At 50.4% G+C, this 16,857-nt stretch carries 16 protein-coding genes; 7 read left to right on the top strand and 9 right to left on the bottom strand.

Annotated elements, in window-relative coordinates:
* Window positions 1-32 precede the first annotated feature (32 nt).
* The 3 genes from xanQ to ghxQ are packed head-to-tail and all read left to right on the top strand — an operon-like array spanning window position 33 to window position 4,160.
* Window positions 33-1,433 carry a xanthine/proton symporter XanQ gene (gene xanQ / locus A1WG_RS16965; RefSeq protein ID WP_001517020.1) on the top strand — a complete coding sequence of 467 codons (1,401 nt, stop codon included), beginning with the start codon at window positions 33-35 and terminating at the stop codon, window positions 1,431-1,433.
* A 17-nt stretch (window positions 1,434-1,450) separates the two neighbouring features.
* Complete coding sequence (guaD, locus tag A1WG_RS16960) at window positions 1,451-2,767, top strand: guanine deaminase (RefSeq protein WP_001517021.1); 1,317 nt, start codon at window positions 1,451-1,453, stop codon at window positions 2,765-2,767.
* Window positions 2,768-2,792: 25 nt separating this feature from the next.
* On the top strand, window positions 2,793-4,160 hold the full coding sequence (gene ghxQ, locus A1WG_RS16955) for a guanine/hypoxanthine transporter GhxQ (protein ID WP_000012179.1): 1,368 nt from the start codon (window positions 2,793-2,795) through the stop codon (window positions 4,158-4,160).
* Between the two features lie 35 nt (window positions 4,161-4,195).
* Here ghxQ and A1WG_RS16950 read toward each other — a convergent pair whose 3' ends face one another.
* Both A1WG_RS16950 and ygfT read right to left on the bottom strand, forming a co-directional pair.
* Window positions 4,196-4,684, bottom strand: a complete 489-nt coding sequence (locus tag A1WG_RS16950; protein ID WP_001517022.1) for a 4Fe-4S dicluster domain-containing protein — start codon at window positions 4,682-4,684, stop codon at window positions 4,196-4,198.
* Window positions 4,684-6,603 carry a formate-dependent uric acid utilization protein YgfT gene (gene ygfT / locus A1WG_RS16945; RefSeq protein ID WP_001517023.1) on the bottom strand — a complete coding sequence of 640 codons (1,920 nt, stop codon included), beginning with the start codon at window positions 6,601-6,603 and terminating at the stop codon, window positions 4,684-4,686. Before ygfT ends, A1WG_RS16950 begins: the two co-directional genes overlap by 1 nt.
* A 435-nt stretch (window positions 6,604-7,038) precedes the next feature.
* Here ygfT and uacT point away from each other — a divergent pair, with 435 nt between their 5' ends.
* From uacT to idi, 3 genes are all read left to right on the top strand, one after another.
* Window positions 7,039-8,487, top strand: a complete 1,449-nt coding sequence (gene uacT / locus A1WG_RS16940) for a urate/proton symporter UacT (protein ID WP_001517024.1) — start codon at window positions 7,039-7,041, stop codon at window positions 8,485-8,487.
* A gap of 1 nt (window position 8,488) precedes the next feature.
* Window positions 8,489-8,614, top strand: coding sequence for a protein YqfG (yqfG, locus tag A1WG_RS0121475; protein WP_010378596.1), 126 nt, complete (start codon window positions 8,489-8,491; stop codon window positions 8,612-8,614).
* 121 nt (window positions 8,615-8,735) lie between these two features.
* The gene (gene idi / locus A1WG_RS16935; protein WP_001517025.1) at window positions 8,736-9,284 is read left to right on the top strand and encodes an isopentenyl-diphosphate Delta-isomerase; all 549 of its coding nucleotides are present in this window, start codon (window positions 8,736-8,738) and stop codon (window positions 9,282-9,284) included.
* Window positions 9,285-9,327: 43 nt separating this feature from the next.
* On the opposite strand, the gene lysS is transcribed toward idi, so the two are convergent.
* The 5 genes from lysS to xerD form a co-directional block, all read right to left on the bottom strand.
* Window positions 9,328-10,845 carry a lysine--tRNA ligase gene (gene lysS, locus A1WG_RS16930; RefSeq protein WP_001517026.1) on the bottom strand — a complete coding sequence of 506 codons (1,518 nt, stop codon included), beginning with the start codon at window positions 10,843-10,845 and terminating at the stop codon, window positions 9,328-9,330.
* 9 nt (window positions 10,846-10,854) lie between these two features.
* A protein-coding gene (prfB, locus tag A1WG_RS16925) for a peptide chain release factor 2 (protein ID WP_098729101.1) occupies window positions 10,855-11,953 on the bottom strand; the annotation gives its coding sequence in 2 pieces (ribosomal slippage) (window positions 10,855-11,877 and window positions 11,879-11,953; 1,098 coding nt in all).
* Between the two features lie 90 nt (window positions 11,954-12,043).
* A complete protein-coding gene (gene recJ, locus A1WG_RS16920; protein ID WP_000813173.1) occupies window positions 12,044-13,777 on the bottom strand; it encodes a single-stranded-DNA-specific exonuclease RecJ in 1,734 nt (577 codons plus the stop codon).
* 5 nt (window positions 13,778-13,782) lie between these two features.
* Window positions 13,783-14,493, bottom strand: coding sequence for a bifunctional protein-disulfide isomerase/oxidoreductase DsbC (gene dsbC / locus A1WG_RS16915; RefSeq protein ID WP_000715232.1), 711 nt, complete (start codon window positions 14,491-14,493; stop codon window positions 13,783-13,785).
* 24 nt (window positions 14,494-14,517) lie between these two features.
* Entirely contained in the window at window positions 14,518-15,414 is an 897-nt protein-coding gene (gene xerD / locus A1WG_RS16910; protein ID WP_001517027.1) for a site-specific tyrosine recombinase XerD, read from the bottom strand.
* Between the two features lie 110 nt (window positions 15,415-15,524).
* On the opposite strand from xerD, the gene fldB reads away from it, so the two are divergent.
* Window positions 15,525-16,046, top strand: a complete 522-nt coding sequence (gene fldB / locus A1WG_RS16905; RefSeq protein WP_001055874.1) for a flavodoxin FldB — start codon at window positions 15,525-15,527, stop codon at window positions 16,044-16,046.
* 33 nt (window positions 16,047-16,079) lie between these two features.
* On the opposite strand, the gene A1WG_RS16900 is transcribed toward fldB, so the two are convergent.
* Together A1WG_RS16900 and sdhE are read right to left on the bottom strand one after the other, a co-directional pair.
* Complete coding sequence (locus A1WG_RS16900) at window positions 16,080-16,484, bottom strand: protein YgfX (protein ID WP_001517028.1); 405 nt, start codon at window positions 16,482-16,484, stop codon at window positions 16,080-16,082.
* Window positions 16,465-16,731, bottom strand: a complete 267-nt coding sequence (sdhE, locus tag A1WG_RS16895; RefSeq protein WP_000354045.1) for an FAD assembly factor SdhE — start codon at window positions 16,729-16,731, stop codon at window positions 16,465-16,467. Before sdhE ends, A1WG_RS16900 begins: the two co-directional genes overlap by 20 nt.
* Window positions 16,732-16,857: the final 126 nt, after the last annotated feature.

A 16,857-nucleotide genomic window follows, 5' to 3' on the forward strand; every position in this document is an offset into this window, starting at 1 on the left:
ATGATCAAATTTACTTTAAAAGGAGTGAAGGGATGTCTGATATAAACCATGCAGGCTCCGACCTTATATTTGAACTGGAGGATCGCCCTCCCTTTCATCAGGCTATTGTTGGTGCCATTACCCATCTGTTGGCAATTTTTGTTCCGATGGTGACCCCCGCATTAATTGTTGGTGCGGCTTTACAGCTTTCTGCAGAAACGACCGCCTATCTGGTTTCTATGGCGATGATTGCCTCTGGCATTGGCACCTGGTTACAGGTAAACCGTTACGGTATTGTGGGTTCCGGTTTGCTCTCAATTCAATCCGTTAATTTTTCATTTGTTACGGTCATGATTGCGCTAGGCAGCAGCATGAAAAGTGACGGTTTTCACGAAGAATTAATCATGTCGTCGCTACTCGGCGTCTCCTTCGTTGGCGCATTTCTGGTTGTCGGTTCTTCTTTTATCCTGCCCTACTTACGTCGGGTTATCTCCCCCACCGTCAGCGGTATTGTGGTGCTGATGATCGGCTTAAGTCTGATTAAAGTCGGCATTATTGATTTTGGTGGTGGATTTGCAGCCAAAAGCAGCGGTACGTTCGGCAATTACGAACACCTCGGCGTTGGATTATTGGTTCTGATTGTGGTGATCGGCTTTAACTGCTGCCGCAGTCCGTTGTTACGCATGGGCGGGATCGCCATTGGGCTATGTGTCGGCTATATCGCATCCTTATGCCTGGGAATGGTAGATTTCAGCAGTATGCGCAATCTGCCGTTAATCACCGTCCCGCATCCCTTCAAATACGGATTTAGTTTCAACTTTCATCAGTTCCTGGTGGTCGGCACGATTTATCTACTTAGCGTACTGGAAGCAGTAGGCGATATCACCGCCACGGCAATGGTTTCCCGCCGCCCCATTCAGGGGGAAGAATATCAATCACGTTTGAAAGGCGGCGTGTTGGCTGATGGTCTGGTTTCTGTTATCGCCTCCGCAGTCGGCTCATTACCATTAACTACCTTTGCGCAAAATAACGGTGTTATTCAGATGACCGGCGTCGCCTCACGTTATGTCGGGCGAACCATCGCGGTAATGTTGGTTATCCTCGGGTTATTTCCGATGATCGGCGGCTTCTTCACTACCATTCCCTCAGCAGTTCTGGGTGGGGCAATGACGCTGATGTTTTCCATGATTGCCATCGCCGGTATCCGCATCATTATCACCAACGGATTAAAACGCCGTGAAACACTTATTGTCGCCACTTCTTTAGGTTTAGGACTTGGCGTCTCCTACGACCCCGAAATTTTTAAAATATTACCTGCCTCAATTTATGTATTAGTTGAAAACCCTATTTGTGCAGGCGGGTTAACTGCGATTTTATTAAATATTATCCTCCCTGGTGGCTACCGACAGGAAAGCGTTCTGCCGGGTATTACCTCAGCGGAAGAGATGGATTAACAATAAAGGAGTCAATGATGTCAGGAGAACACACGTTAAAAGCAGTACGAGGCAGTTTTATTGATGTCACCCGTACAGTCGATAACCCGGAAGAGATTGCCTCTGCGCTGCGTTTTATTGAGGACGGTTTATTACTCATTAAACAGGGGAAGGTGGAATGGTTTGGCGAATGGGAAGACGGCAAGCATCAAATTCCTGACACCATTCGCGTTCGCGACTATCGCGGCAAACTGATAGTACCGGGCTTTGTCGATACGCATATCCATTACCCGCAAAGTGAAATGGTCGGTGCCTATGGCGAACAATTGCTGGAATGGTTGAATAAACACACCTTCCCTACTGAACGTCGCTATGAGGATTTAGAGTACGCCCGTGAAATGTCGGCGTTCTTCATCAAGCAACTTTTACGTAACGGCACAACCACGGCACTGGTGTTTGGTACGGTTCATCCGCAATCCGTTGATGCACTGTTTGAAGCCGCCAGTCATATCAATATGCGCATGATTGCCGGTAAGGTGATGATGGATCGCAACGCGCCGGATTATCTGCTTGATACCGCCGAAAGCAGCTACCTGCAAAGCAAAGACCTGATCAAACGCTGGCACAAAAATGGTCGTCTGTTGTACGCCATTACGCCACGCTTCGCCCCCACTTCATCGCCCGAACAGATGGCAATGGCGCAACGCCTGAAAAAAGAGTACCCCGATACGTGGGTACATACCCATCTCTGTGAAAACAAAGATGAAATTGCCTGGGTGAAATCACTTTATCCTGAACATGATGGTTATCTGGATGTTTACCACCAGTACGGTCTGACCGGTAAAAACTGCGTCTTTGCTCACTGCGTCCATCTGGAAGAAAAAGAGTGGGATCGCCTTAGCGAAACTCAATCCAGCATCGCTTTCTGTCCGACCTCCAACCTTTATCTCGGTAGCGGCTTATTCAATCTGCAAAAAGCATGGCAGAAGAAAGTTAAAGTGGGCATGGGAACCGATATCGGTGCCGGAACCACCTTCAACATGCTGCAAACACTGAACGAAGCCTACAAAGTGTTGCAATTACAGGGCTATCGTCTCTCAGCCTATGAAGCGTTTTACCTTGCCACGCTCGGCGGCGCGAAATCTCTGGGCCTTGACAACCTGATTGGCAATTTTTTACCAGGCAAAGAGGCTGATTTTGTGGTTATGGAACCCACTGCCACACCGCTACAGCAACTGCGCTATGACAACTCTGTATCTTTAGTCGATAAATTGTTCGTGATGATGACGCTGGGCGATGATCGTTCGATCTACCGCACCTACGTTGATGGTCGTCTGGTGTACGAACGTAACTAATAATAAACCTCGTGAGGACATCATTATGTCTGGAGACATCCTACAAACACCGGACGCATCAAAGCCACAGGGCGCCCTGGATAATTATTTTAAAATTACCGCTCGTGGCAGTACCGTTCGCCAGGAAGTTCTGGCAGGCCTGACCACATTCCTGGCGATGGTTTACTCCGTTATCGTAGTGCCAGGAATGCTGGGTAAAGCAGGTTTTCCTCCCGCAGCGGTCTTTGTTGCCACCTGTCTGGTCGCAGGCTTTGGCTCCCTGCTGATGGGGTTATGGGCTAACCTGCCAATGGCGATTGGTTGCGCCATTTCCTTAACGGCATTTACCGCATTCAGTCTGGTGCTCGGGCAACAAATTAGCGTTCCGGTAGCACTGGGTGCGGTCTTTCTGATGGGGTTGATATTCACCGCCATCTCCGTAACAGGTATTCGTACCTGGATCTTGCGTAATTTACCGATGGGTATTGCACACGGTACAGGTATCGGTATTGGTCTTTTCCTGCTACTGATTGCCGCTAACGGTGTTGGTATGGTTATCAAAAACCCGATTGAAGGCTTACCGGTTGCGCTCGGCGCGTTTACCTCCTTCCCGGTGCTGATGAGCTTGCTGGGATTAGCGGTGATTTTCGGTCTGGAAAAATGCCGCATACCAGGCGGGATCTTGTTGGTCATTATCGCCATCTCGATCATCGGCTTAATCTTTGATCCGGCGGTGAAATACCACGGTCTGGTGGCAATGCCGAGCCTGACTGGCGAAGATGGTAAGTCTCTGATTTTCAGTCTGGATATTATGGGAGCGCTCCAGCCAACCGTACTTCCGAGTGTACTGGCGCTGGTGATGACCGCCGTGTTTGACGCCACTGGCACCATCCGTGCCGTAGCCGGCCAGGCGAATCTGCTGGATAAAGACAACCAGATTATCAACGGGGGCAAAGCCCTGACCAGTGACTCGGTAAGTTCAATATTCTCCGGTTTGGTGGGTGCAGCACCTGCGGCAGTTTATATCGAATCAGCGGCCGGGACCGCAGCCGGGGGTAAAACCGGTTTAACCGCAACCGTGGTTGGCGTTCTGTTTCTGTTGATTCTGTTTTTATCTCCGCTGTCGTTTCTGATCCCCGGTTATGCCACCGCCCCCGCGCTGATGTACGTTGGGCTACTGATGTTGAGCAACGTCTCAAAGCTGGACTTCAATGACTTTATTGATGCAATGGCAGGGCTGGTTTGCGCGGTATTCATCGTCCTGACTTGTAATATCGTCACCGGTATTATGCTGGGGTTTGTGACGCTGGTCGTAGGTCGCGTCTTTGCTCGCGAATGGCACAAGCTGAATATCGGCACTGTTATCATTACCGCCGCGCTGGTCGCGTTTTACGCGGGTGGTTGGGCAATCTAAACGATTCTCCGCGCCTTTCAGCGCGGAGGTTTTTATCAAAGAGGATTCGCACCGCTGGCTGCAATACGCTGCTGGCGAACTCGCTTGAGTTCTCTCTCGGTCAGCAACTGCAAAGCCTGCGTCGGGCAAGATTCAACGCAGGCTGGCCCCTCTTCCCGCTGTTCACAGAGATCACATTTCACGATTTGTTGCCGGGTATGACCGGACAACGACTGAATAGTGATCATCCCAAATGGGCATGCACTAACACAACTCTGACAACCAATGCAGCGGGCAGAGTTTGCCTGCACCATCAGCTCCCCTATGCTCAACGCCTGCACGGGACAAGCGCCAACACAAGGAGCGTTTTCGCACTGGTGGCACATCACTGGCGTACTAATGCTGTCCAGCCGCTGTACCTTCAGCCGGGGTAAAAAGACATCGGCATTCAACTCCTGTTCAGACGGATGAGCGACTACACAGGCAACTTCACAGGTACGGCAGCCAATACAGTCAGCCGGATTAACGATAATTAACGATTTCATCACGATACCTTTGTATCAAACAGAGTTAACATATCGCGCGCCGCCTGCCTTCCTGCGGCCATTGCGGTAACAACCAGATCCGCGCCGTGAACGGCATCACCACCCGCAAAGACTTTTTTCAGATGCGTCTGAGTAGATAAGTATCCCGCGTCGCCGGTTTTAATCAGGCCCCATTTATCAAGTTTAATTCCGCTGCCCTGCAACCACGGCATCGCATGTGCCTGGAAACCAAAGGCCATAATCAGAACATCGGCGGGCAGCTCAAACTCCGACCCCGCCACCGGACGTGGACGACGGCGACCATCTGGCCCAGGCTCCCCCATTGCAGTACGAATCAGACCCACCGCAGTTAAACGCCCATCGTCATCACAGGCGATATATTGCGGCTGAACATTGAACTGAAACTCAACGCCTTCCTCGCGCGCATTGACCACCTCTTTGCGAGAACCTGGCATACTGACTTCATCACGACGATAAGCACAGGTCACACTGGCGGCATTCAGACGGATGGAAGTACGCAAACAATCCATAGTCGTATCGCCCCCGCCCAATACCACGACTCGCTTACCTTCAACTTCCGTCAGCGGATACTCTCCAGACTCCGGCAATCCCATAAGCTGGCGGGTATGGGCGGTCAGGAACGGTAGCGCCTGAATAACACCGGGAGCGTCTTCATGCGGCAGATCTGCACGCATCATCCCGTAAGTCCCCACACCGAGGAAAACTGCGTCATAATCCACCGTTAACTCGTTGAAAGAGATATCGCGGCCAATTTCACAGTTGAGATGAAAGTCGATTCCCATTGCGGTGAATATCTCACGCCGCTGGCTTAATACCCTTTTATCGAGCTTGAACGGAGGAATGCCAAACGTTAGCATACCGCCAATTTCTGGATGACGATCAAAGACATCAACGTGAACGCCCGCGCGTGCCAGAATATCAGCACACCCCAGCCCCGCTGGCCCTGCGCCAATCACCGCCACTTTTTCCACGCGGGGAGCAACCAGGCTGACATCGGGACGCCAGCCCATCGCCAGCGCGGTATCGGTGATGTAGCGTTCCAGATTCCCGATCGATACAGCGCCAGAGTGATCTTTTAACGTACATGCGCCTTCACAAAGCCTGTCCTGTGGACATATCCGGCCGCAAATTTCTGGTAAGGAGCTGGTCTGGTGACAGAGTTCTGCCGCTTCAATAATCTTCCCTTCCTGTACCAGATGAACATAGTCGGGAATCGCATTATGCAGTGGGCAAAACCAGTTACAGTTGGCTTTCCCGGCACAATAAACACATCGCTCGCTTTCATAAGCCGCTTGTTGATGATCCAGCCCGCAATAAATTTCGCCAAAATGTTTTTTCCGCTCATTCGCTGGAATTTTATCTGCGCCTTTGCGTGGGTTAACAGGGAGCAACGCCGCGTGGCGGGATGGAGGAGTTCCCTCTGACGCTTTTCCTTCTGCCGTTTTGCGCTGGCGGGTCATTTTTATCTGCTGTAACCCTTTATCATCCATCAGCCGTAACGCCTGTGTTGGACAACTCTCAATACAAGCTTGCGTGCCGGAACTGCGCTGGTTACAAAGGTCACATTTCTGCGCAATAGTATCGGCCATCTCAATGACCCCAAAGGGGCAAGCGATTGCGCATCTTTTACAACCAATACATTTTTGTTCGTCCAGTTGTACGCTATCGGGCTGAAAAGTCAGAGCGTTTACCGGACAAGCCGTAACGCAGGGAGCATTGTTGCAATGATGGCAGGCCACCGGATTAGCCGCCAGCCCTTTCCCAACAACGTGGATACGGGGTCGAAAGTCACGATGACTCAGCGGCCAGAGTTCTTGATTGTGTGCCACCGCACAGGCAATTTCACAGGCATGGCAGCCTATACATTCCGCAGCATCAGCAGCGATAAACTTATTCATTTGCATCCCTTTCATTTGATGAGTTATGTCTTCTCAAATGTCGCGATGCAATAAACGGGCATATATTATAGAACATGCCCGATTTAATAATCATTTTGCTACTGAGATCAAATTATTGCCCCCCAATATATGCTGCTTTCATTCATTAAACATCATTACCAAAAACAGAAGTATCCGACTCAAAAACATTAAATGCGAGAGTCCGACATGCCAGAATGATTAAAGAAATATCAATATGAGAAAATTAGAGATAATTTCACTGCCCATTTATTTTCTCACTTTTTCGGTTTAACCGCGATTATGTGATTGCCTCCGCATTTCCATTCTATAACTCCCTCTCATCGCTAAAACTGGCATCCCACGAGCATGTCATTAGACAGTTTTATTAACGTAAACGGTTGCTTTTTACTCTGGCGAGCGAAAGGAGAATGACTGATGAGCGCCATAGATTCCCAATTACCCTCATCTTCAGGGCAAGACTGCCCCACTGATGAGGTTGACCGTATATTATCACCAGGAAAGTTGATCATACTCGGTCTGCAACACGTCCTTGTTATGTACGCAGGCGCGGTCGCTGTACCACTGATGATTGGTGACAGACTCGGCCTCTCCAAAGAAGCAATAGCAATGCTTATTAGCTCGGATCTCTTTTGCTGCGGGATCGTCACGTTATTGCAATGTATCGGTGTCGGCCGCTTTATGGGGATCCGCCTGCCGGTGATTATGTCGGTGACCTTTGCGGCTGTAACGCCAATGATTGCCATTGGGATGAACCCCGATATCGGCCTGCTGGGGATTTTTGGCGCGACTATCGCAGCAGGGTTTATCACAACATTATTAGCACCACTTATTGGTCGCTTAATGCCTTTGTTCCCACCGCTGGTTACCGGTGTAGTTATTACCTCTATCGGGCTGAGTATTATTCAGGTTGGTATTGACTGGGCTGCTGGTGGTAAGGGCAATCCGCAATATGGCAATCCCGTTTATTTAGGCATCTCTTTCGCAGTCTTAATTTTTATCTTGCTCATTACTCGCTATGCGAAAGGATTTATGTCCAACGTCGCCGTATTACTGGGGATTGTATTTGGCTTCTTCCTTTCATGGATGATGAACGAAGTAAATCTGTCCGGATTATATGATGCATCGTGGTTTGCCATTGTCACGCCAATGTCGTTTGGTATGCCAGTTTTCGATCCTGTTTCCATTCTGACCATGACCGCCGTGTTAATCATCGTGTTTATTGAGTCGATGGGGATGTTCCTGGCTTTGGGGGAAATTGTTGGTCGAAAACTTTCTTCACAAGACATTATTCGCGGGCTGCGCGTAGATGGTGTCGGAACAATGATTGGCGGTACATTTAACAGCTTCCCGCATACCTCATTTTCGCAGAACGTCGGTCTGGTCAGCGTAACACGCGTTCACAGTCGCTGGGTGTGTATCTCTTCCGGGATCATTCTTATTCTGTTCGGTATGGTGCCCAAAATGGCAGTGTTGGTAGCTTCCATTCCGCAATTTGTACTTGGTGGTGCAGGGCTTGTCATGTTCGGCATGGTGCTGGCGACAGGGATCCGTATTCTGTCGCGTTGTAACTACACCACCAACCGTTACAACCTCTATATTGTGGCAATCAGCCTTGGCGTGGGCATGACCCCAACGCTTTCTCACGATTTCTTTTCTAAGTTACCAGCCGTACTACAACCATTGCTGCATAGCGGCATTATGTTGGCAACCCTTAGCGCTGTTGTGCTGAACGTTTTCTTTAATGGCTATCAGCATCATGCCGATTTGGTGAAAGAATCTGTCTCTGATAAAGATTTAAAAGTCAGGACAGTACGCATGTGGCTTCTGATGCGCAAGCTGAAGAAAAATGAGCATGGTGAATAATATGAATCTTGTAATGCGCGCTATATTCAGCCTGTTATTGCTCTTTATGATCTCCATTCCTGTCATTTCTGACTGTGTTGCAATGGCTATTGAAAGTCGCTTCAAATATATGATGCTGCTTTTTTAGCTGACATTCCTCTGTCGGCATCCGCTCAAAACGGGCGGTTGCCGATAACACTCACTTGGTTAATCATTTAACATTTTAGTTATCTATAATGACGAATGATTAGAATTACATGTGAGAAATTATGCCAACGGAACACGTCATTTTACTGAATACACAGGGAGTCCCTTCGGGAACACTGGAAAAATATGCTGCACACACGGCTGATACCCCCTTACATCTCGCGTTCTCCTGTTGGCTATTTAACGCCAAAGGACAATTGCTGGTTACTCGCCGTGCACTAAACAAAAAAGCGTGGCCAGGTGTGTGGACCAACTCGGTATGCGGACATCCGCAACTGGGTGAAAGCAATGAAGAGGCGGTGATCCGCCGTTGCCACTATGAACTGGGCGTAGAAATAACACCACCCGAACCGGTTTATCCAGACTTCCACTATCGCGCCACTGACCCGAATGGCATTGTCGAAAATGAAGTATGCCCGGTATTTGCCGCACGAATTACCAGTACGTTACAGCTCAACGATGATGAAGTGATCGATTATCAATGGTGTGATTTAGCGGAAGTATTACGCAGTATTGATGCCACACCGTGGGCGTTCAGTCCGTGGATGGTCATGCAGGCGACAAACAGCGAAGCCAGAAAAATGTTGTCAGCCTTCGCGCAACAAAAATAAAAAACCCCGACAAATGCCGGGGCTGTGTGCTTACGCGTAAGGCTTATTTTACCGGACGCATCGCCGGGAACAGAATCACGTCACGGATAGTGTGGCTGTTGGTGAACAGCATAACCATACGGTCGATACCAATACCCAGGCCTGCTGTCGGCGGCAGACCATGTTCCAGTGCAGTAACGTAATCTTCATCGTAGAACATTGCTTCATCGTCGCCTGCATCTTTTGCTGCAACCTGATCGAGGAAACGCTGTGCCTGATCTTCAGCATCATTCAGTTCGCTAAAGCCGTTACCGATTTCACGACCACCAATGAAGAACTCAAAGCGATCGGTGATTTCCGGGTTGACGTCGTTACGGCGCGCCAACGGAGAAACTTCTGCCGGATATTCAGTAATGAAGGTCGGTTGAATCAGATTCGCTTCTGCCACTTCGTCGAAGATCTCAGTGACGATACGACCCAGACCCCAGCTCTTCTCCACGTGAATGCCGAGAGATTCAGCAATCGCCTTCGCAGAGTCGAAGTTATCCAGATCCGCCATATCAGTTTCCGGACGATATTTCTTAATCGCTTCACGCATGGTCAGTTTTTCGAACGGCTTACCGAAGTCCAGCTTCACATCACCGTAAGTCACTTCAGTCTTACCGAGAATATCCTGCGCCAGAGTGCGGAACAGCGATTCGGTCAGTTCAATCAGATCTTTGTAATCCGCGTAAGCCATATAGAGTTCCATCATGGTGAACTCTGGGTTATGACGCACGGAAATACCTTCGTTACGGAAGTTACGGTTGATTTCGAACACACGTTCAAAGCCACCAACCACCAGACGCTTGAGGTACAGTTCCGGCGCAATACGCAGGTACATGTCGAGATCCAACGCATTGTGATGGGTAATAAACGGACGCGCTGCCGCACCGCCAGGGATCACCTGCATCATCGGGGTTTCAACTTCCATAAAGCCGCGGTTCACCATGAACTGACGGATGCCAGCGAGGATCTGCGAGCGAACTTTAAAGGTGTTGCGGGATTCATCGTTAGAGATGAGGTCCAGATAACGCTGACGATAACGCGCTTCCTGATCCTGCAAACCGTGGAATTTGTCCGGCAGTGGACGCAGTGCTTTGGTCAGCAGACGCAGCTCGGTGCAGTGGATCGACAGTTCGCCGGTCTTGGTTTTAAACAGCTTACCTTTTGCGCCGATAATATCGCCAAGATCCCATTTCTTAAATTGATCGTTATAAACGCCTTCCGGCAGATCATCACGAGCGACATATAACTGAATGCGGCCACCGACGTCCTGCAGGGTAACGAAGGAGGCTTTACCCATGATTCGACGAGTCATCATGCGACCAGCAACAGCCACTTCGATGTTCAACTCCTCCAGCTCTTCGTTCTCTTTGTCGTCGAAGTCTGTATGCAGTTGGTCAGAAGTATGGTCGCGACGAAAATCGTTCGGAAAAGCAACCCCCTGCTCACGCAGGTTCGCCAGCTTTTCGCGACGGGTTTTCAGTTCATTGTTAAGATCGGTTACCGCGTCAGTGCCTTGTACGTGTTGTTCAGACATGTTGGTTCCTTATAACCCAGCTTTCAAACTTGCTTCGATAAATTGATCCAGGCTGCCATCCAGCACTGCCTGCGTATTGCGGGTTTCCACCCCGGTGCGCAGATCTTTAATGCGGGAGTCATCAAGGACATAAGAACGAATCTGGCTGCCCCAGCCGATGTCAGATTTATTGTCTTCCATCGCCTGTTTCTCAGCGTTCTTCTTCTGCATCTCCAGCTCATAAAGCTTCGCTTTCATCTGCTTCATGGCCTGGTCTTTGTTCTTGTGCTGGGAACGGTCGTTCTGGCACTGAGTCACAATCCCTGTCGGGATGTGGGTAATACGCACCGCAGATTCGGTACGGTTAACGTGCTGACCGCCCGCACCGGATGCGCGATAAACATCAATGCGCAGATCCGCTGGGTTGATTTCGATATCGATATCGTCATCTACTTCTGGATAAACAAATGCGGAACTAAAGGACGTGTGGCGACGGCCACCGGAGTCAAACGGGCTCTTACGCACCAGACGGTGAACGCCGGTTTCTGTGCGCAGCCAACCGTAAGCGTAATCACCGGAGATCTTGATAGTCACGGATTTAATACCCGCCACTTCACCTTCCGACTCTTCGATAATTTCAGTTTTAAAACCACGTGATTCTGCCCAGCGCAGATACATACGCTCAAGCATGCTCGCCCAATCCTGCGCTTCTGTACCGCCGGAGCCCGCCTGGATATCGAGGTAGCAATCGGCGCTGTCATATTCGCCGGAGAACATGCGGCGGAACTCAAGCTGCGCCAGTTTTTCTTCCAGGGCGTCGAGTTCAGCAACGGCTTCGTTAAAGGTTTCTTCGTCGTCGGCTTCTACTGCCAGTTCCAGCAGACCGGAAACATCTTCCAGCCCTTGTTTCATTTGGTCGAGAGTATCGACAACAGCCTCGAGGGAGGAACGCTCTTTACCCAGCGCCTGCGCACGCTCAGGCTCGTTCCAGACATCCGGCTGTTCCAGCTCGGCGTTTACTTCTTCCAGACGCTCTTTCTTGGCGTCGTAGTCAAAGATACCCCCTAAGAACGTCGGAGCGTTCCGTGAGGTCCTGAATGCGATTCTTTACCGGATTAATTTCAAACATGGTCTGATTTCTTTTATTGAGCTAGTCAAAATGCGGTGATAAGAGCGGGATTGTACCCAATCCACACTCTTTTTTATAGAGAAGATGACGCTAAATTGGCCAGATATTGTCGATGATAATCTGTAGATTGCGGTTGCCGCGAAACTCGTTGATATCCAGTTTGTAAGCCAGTTGCACTTCGCGCACGCCGTTATCTGGCCAAAGAGCCGTATCAACGTTAAACGCAATACCATCCAGTAGCGGGCCGCCGCCGACCGGTTCAACCATAACCTTCAGATGGCGCTCCCCCACCAGGCGCTGTTGCAGCAGGCGGAAATGGCCGTCAAACAGCGGTTCCGGGAACATCTGCCCCCACGGACCGGCATCACGCAGCAGTTGCGCGACTTCCATTGTCATCTCCGCTGCACTTAACGGGCCGTCTGACACAACTTCGCCTTGCAATAAAGAAGGATCAAGCCACTCGGTAACCAGCTCGCCAAAGCGTTGCTGAAAGAGTTCAAATTTATCCTCTTCCAGCGACAATCCTGCCGCCATCGCATGACCGCCAAACTTGAGCATCATGCCAGGGTAGAGCGTGTCTAACCGCTCCAGCGCATCGCGCATATGCAGTCCCTGAATGGAGCGACCGGAACCTTTCAGCGTACCATCACCTGCAGGCGCAAAGGCGATAACCGGACGATGAAAACGCTCTTTGATGCGCGAAGCCAGAATACCAACGACGCCCTGATGCCATTCAGGGTGATACATTGCCAGCCCGCCGGGCAGTGTATCGCGACTACGCTCCAGTTGCTCACACAGGGTCAATGCTTCGACCTGCATTCCCTGTTCGATCTCTTTACGTGTCTGGTTTAACGCATCAAGCTCATTGGCCAGAACGCGCGCTTCACCGATGTTGTCGCAAAGCAGCAACGCCACGCCAACGGACATATCATCCAGTCGCCCGGCAGCATTGAGACGCGGCCCCAGCGCAAAACCTAAATCGCTGGCAGCGAGTTTTTGCGGATCGCGATTTGCCACTTCCAGCAGAGCTTTAATCCCCGGTCGGCACTTCCCGGCACGAATACGGCTCATCCCTTGCCAGGTCAGGATGCGGTTATTGGCGTCCAGTGGCACAACATCCGCCACAGTCCCCAGAGCGACCAGATCCAGCAATTCCGCCAAATTGGGGATTGCGATGCCACGCTCATCAAACCATCCCTGATCACGCAAAAAGGTGCGTAACGCCAGCATCAGATAAAAGGCCACACCAACGCCTGCCAGTGATTTTGACGGGAACTCGCAGTCACGCAAATTGGGATTAATAATGGCTTCCGCCGCGGGTAACGTTTCGCCGGGTAAATGGTGATCGGTAACAATAACCGGAATGCCCAGCGAGCGAGCGTGTTCAACACCTGCGTGGGAAGAAATACCGTTATCAACCGTTACAATCAACTGCGCACCACGCGCATAAGCTTGATCGACCACTTCCGGACTTAAACCATAACCGTCTTCAAAACGGTTTGGCACCAGATAGTCGATGTTGTCACAGCCGAGAGAACGCATCGCCAGCACGCTAAGGGCTGTGCTGGTGGCTCCGTCGGCGTCGAAATCCCCGACCACAATAATCCGCGTTCCTTCACGAAAAGCGTTGTAAAGGATCTCAACAGCCTTTTCGACACCGCTCAGTTGCTGCCAGGGCAACATACCTTTAACACTGCGCTCCAGTTCCTGCGCGCTGCGCACGCCCCGACTGGCGTATAAACGGCGCAGCAAGGGGGGCAGGTCAGCGGGCAAGTCTGCCGTTTCGTCGACTTCACGACGACGAAGTTGTATCTGTTGTTTCACGCGAATTATTTACCGCTGGTCATTTTTTGATGTTCGTCGAGGAATGCTTTCATCTCTTTCGGCGGCTGGTAGCCCGGCACCAGAGTACCGTTATTCAGCACAACCGCCGGAGTACCACTAACACCAAGCTGTACGCCAAGTGCGTAATGGTCGGCAATATCGATATCGCAACTTGCCGGAGTAACGGCTTTGCCTGCCATTACGTCATCAAAGGCTTTGTTTTTATCTTTTGCACACCAAATGGCTTTCATTTGTTGCTCCGCCTGGCTTTCCAGCCCCTGACGCGGGAACGCGAGATAACGCACGGTGATCCCCAGCGCGTTGTAGTCAGCCATCTGCTCATGCAGTTTGTGGCAGTAACCGCAGGTAATGTCGGTAAACACGGTGATGACGTGCTTTTCTTGCGGCGCTTTGTAGATAATCATCTCTTTTTCCAGCGCATTCAGTTGCTTTAACAGCATCTGGTTGGTGACGTTGACCGGTGCCACGCCGCTAACATCATACATTGGCCCCTGAATGATGTGTTTACCGTCATCGGTGATATACAGCACGCCGCTGTTAGTTAGCACTGTTTTCATACCAGCAACGGGCGCGGGCTGAATATCGCTGCTTTTGATGCCCATTTTAGCTAACGTTTGTTGTATTGCCGCGTCATCCGCCTGAACAAAGCCAGAAAACGTCGCCAACAAAGTAAACAACATAAAACCTTTCTTCATAAATCATCCTGTTCTTTTCAGCTATCACGCCCGCGGGTGATGCTGTTGATGAAGTTGCCGCAGACGCTCAGTGGCGACATGCGTATAAATTTGAGTCGTGGAGAGATCACTGTGACCCAGCAACATCTGCACCACACGTAAATCCGCACCATGATTTAACAAATGGGTGGCAAAGGCGTGACGCAGCACGTGCGGCGATAACTTTTCGCTGTCGATCCCCGCCAGCACAGCATAGTGTTTAATGCGATGCCAGAAAGTCTGCCGCGTCATTTGCTGCGCGCGCTGGCTGGGAAACAGTACGTCAATCGACACACCGTTTAACAACCACGGTCGCCCATGTTCCAGATAGGTTTCCAGCCAGTAGACCGCCTCTTCACCTAACGGCACCAGTCGCTCTTTATTGCCTTTACCTATTACCCGCACCACCCCCTGACGCAAGCTGATATCACTCATCGTCAGACCGACAAGTTCAGAAACGCGCAACCCGGTAGCATACAACACTTCGAGCATCGCTTTGTCACGCAGTTCCAGTGGCTGATCCACCAGCGGTGCCTGCAATAACCTTTCGACCTGCGCTTCACTTAAATCTTTCGGTAAGCGCTGGGGTATTTTCGGTGAAGCAAGATGCGTACTGGGATCGTCTTCACGAAACTTTTCGCGGTAAAGATACTGGAACAATCGGCGCACCGCACTCAATAAACGGGCTGAACTGGTGGCTTTATACCCGCCCTCCAGCCGTTCTGCCAATAATGCCTGTAAGTCACCGCTTTGCGCCGTTGCCAGCGTTAGCCCACGATGATGCAACCACTCCACCATCATTGACAGATCGCGGCGATATGCGTTCAACGTATTTTCTGCCAGATTTTTTTCCAGCCACAGGGCATCAAGAAATTGCTCGATGCGTGCCAAATCTTGTTTCACTTGCGCCCCTTACATTTCTCGTTTGATGCATTATGCCTTATTGTGCCGTGACTAAAACGATTCTGATACACTAGCCGCAAAAGCCACAGCAGAATCGAGAAGCTTACGTTATGAATATGGGTCTTTTTTACGGTTCCAGCACCTGTTACACCGAAATGGCGGCGGAAAAAATCCGCGATATTATCGGTCCAGAACTGGTGACCTTACATAACCTCAAGGACGACTCCCCTAAATTAATGGAGCAATACGATGTGCTCATTCTGGGAATTCCGACCTGGGATTTTGGTGAAATCCAGGAGGATTGGGAGGCCGTCTGGGATCAGCTCGACGACCTGAACCTCGAAGGTAAAATTGTTGCGCTGTATGGGCTGGGCGATCAACTCGGGTATGGCGAGTGGTTCCTCGATGCGCTCGGAATGCTGCATGACAAACTCTCAACCAAAGGCGTGAAGTTCGTCGGTTACTGGCCAACGGAAGGATATGAATTCACCAGCCCGAAACCCGTTATTGCTGACGGACAACTGTTTGTCGGCCTGGCGCTGGATGAAACCAACCAGTATGACCTCAGCGATGAGCGTATTCAGAGCTGGTGCGAGCAAATTCTTAATGAAATGGCGGAACACTACGCCTGATTTCCCTGACGGCTTAGCGTATTTGCTTCGCCGTCATCGTATCTCTTGCTGTAACAAAATTCGCCGTAAATCACGCCATTCGGCTTCGTCCATGCTGTCTGCTGCCAGCCACAAATGCTGACGTTTGCCGCAATCAGAACGTAAACGTAACATCATGCCGCTTTTAATCATCCACGGCGTTTTGACGATGCTCCATTCCTGTCCTTGCCAACGTAAACGCCCATCCATCAGCAGGCGAATCTCTCCCTGACGGGAATTAATGCGTCGCTGGCTGCGAACGCAATCAAACACCACCAGCGAAAGCAACACCAGCCATAGCGGGGTGTAACTAAGTGGCCATGGCATGAGTAAAATAACTGCGGCAACCAGCCCATGAATCAGCAGGGAAAGCCACTGCGCGCGCCAGGAGACGCGTAATTCAGATTGCCACAGGACCACGATCCCGGTTCCGTGTCTGAATGAGTCTGACCATCATTTCCAGTTCTGCATCGGCAGGTTTACCATGATTCATCAGCCAGTTGAACAGGTCCGGATCGTCGCATTCCAGCAGACGAATAAAGATGCGTTTTTCGTCATCGCTTAAGCTGTCGTACTCATGTTCGAAAAACGGCATGATTGAAATATCGAGTTCACGCATACCGCGGCGGCATGCCCAATGAATGCGGGCTTTGTTGTTAATATCCATTTTCTTCCTGTCTCACGAAAATCCAGTACCAGGATATTGTAACGTGTTTTTCGACTTCTTTTGCGGGAATATCGGTAAACACAATCGCGATCGCGAAATTAATCCACAACAATTCAATGGCTTCAT

This window comes from Escherichia sp. KTE96, assembly GCF_000408525.1.
Lineage (GTDB): Bacteria > Pseudomonadota > Gammaproteobacteria > Enterobacterales > Enterobacteriaceae > Escherichia > Escherichia marmotae.

Coding starts and splice junctions, on each gene's coding strand:
- xanQ (WP_001517020.1), top strand. CDS start 33: ATGTCTGATATAAACCATGCAGGCTCCGACCTTATATTTGAACTGGAG.
- guaD (WP_001517021.1), top strand. CDS start 1,451: ATGTCAGGAGAACACACGTTAAAAGCAGTACGAGGCAGTTTTATTGAT.
- ghxQ (WP_000012179.1), top strand. CDS start 2,793: ATGTCTGGAGACATCCTACAAACACCGGACGCATCAAAGCCACAGGGC.
- A1WG_RS16950 (WP_001517022.1), bottom strand. CDS start 4,684: ATGAAATCGTTAATTATCGTTAATCCGGCTGACTGTATTGGCTGCCGT.
- ygfT (WP_001517023.1), bottom strand. CDS start 6,603: ATGAATAAGTTTATCGCTGCTGATGCTGCGGAATGTATAGGCTGCCAT.
- uacT (WP_001517024.1), top strand. CDS start 7,039: ATGAGCGCCATAGATTCCCAATTACCCTCATCTTCAGGGCAAGACTGC.
- yqfG (WP_010378596.1), top strand. CDS start 8,489: ATGAATCTTGTAATGCGCGCTATATTCAGCCTGTTATTGCTCTTTATG.
- idi (WP_001517025.1), top strand. CDS start 8,736: ATGCCAACGGAACACGTCATTTTACTGAATACACAGGGAGTCCCTTCG.
- lysS (WP_001517026.1), bottom strand. CDS start 10,845: ATGTCTGAACAACACGTACAAGGCACTGACGCGGTAACCGATCTTAAC.
- dsbC (WP_000715232.1), bottom strand. CDS start 14,493: ATGAAGAAAGGTTTTATGTTGTTTACTTTGTTGGCGACGTTTTCTGGC.
- fldB (WP_001055874.1), top strand. CDS start 15,525: ATGAATATGGGTCTTTTTTACGGTTCCAGCACCTGTTACACCGAAATG.
- sdhE (WP_000354045.1), bottom strand. CDS start 16,731: ATGGATATTAACAACAAAGCCCGCATTCATTGGGCATGCCGCCGCGGT.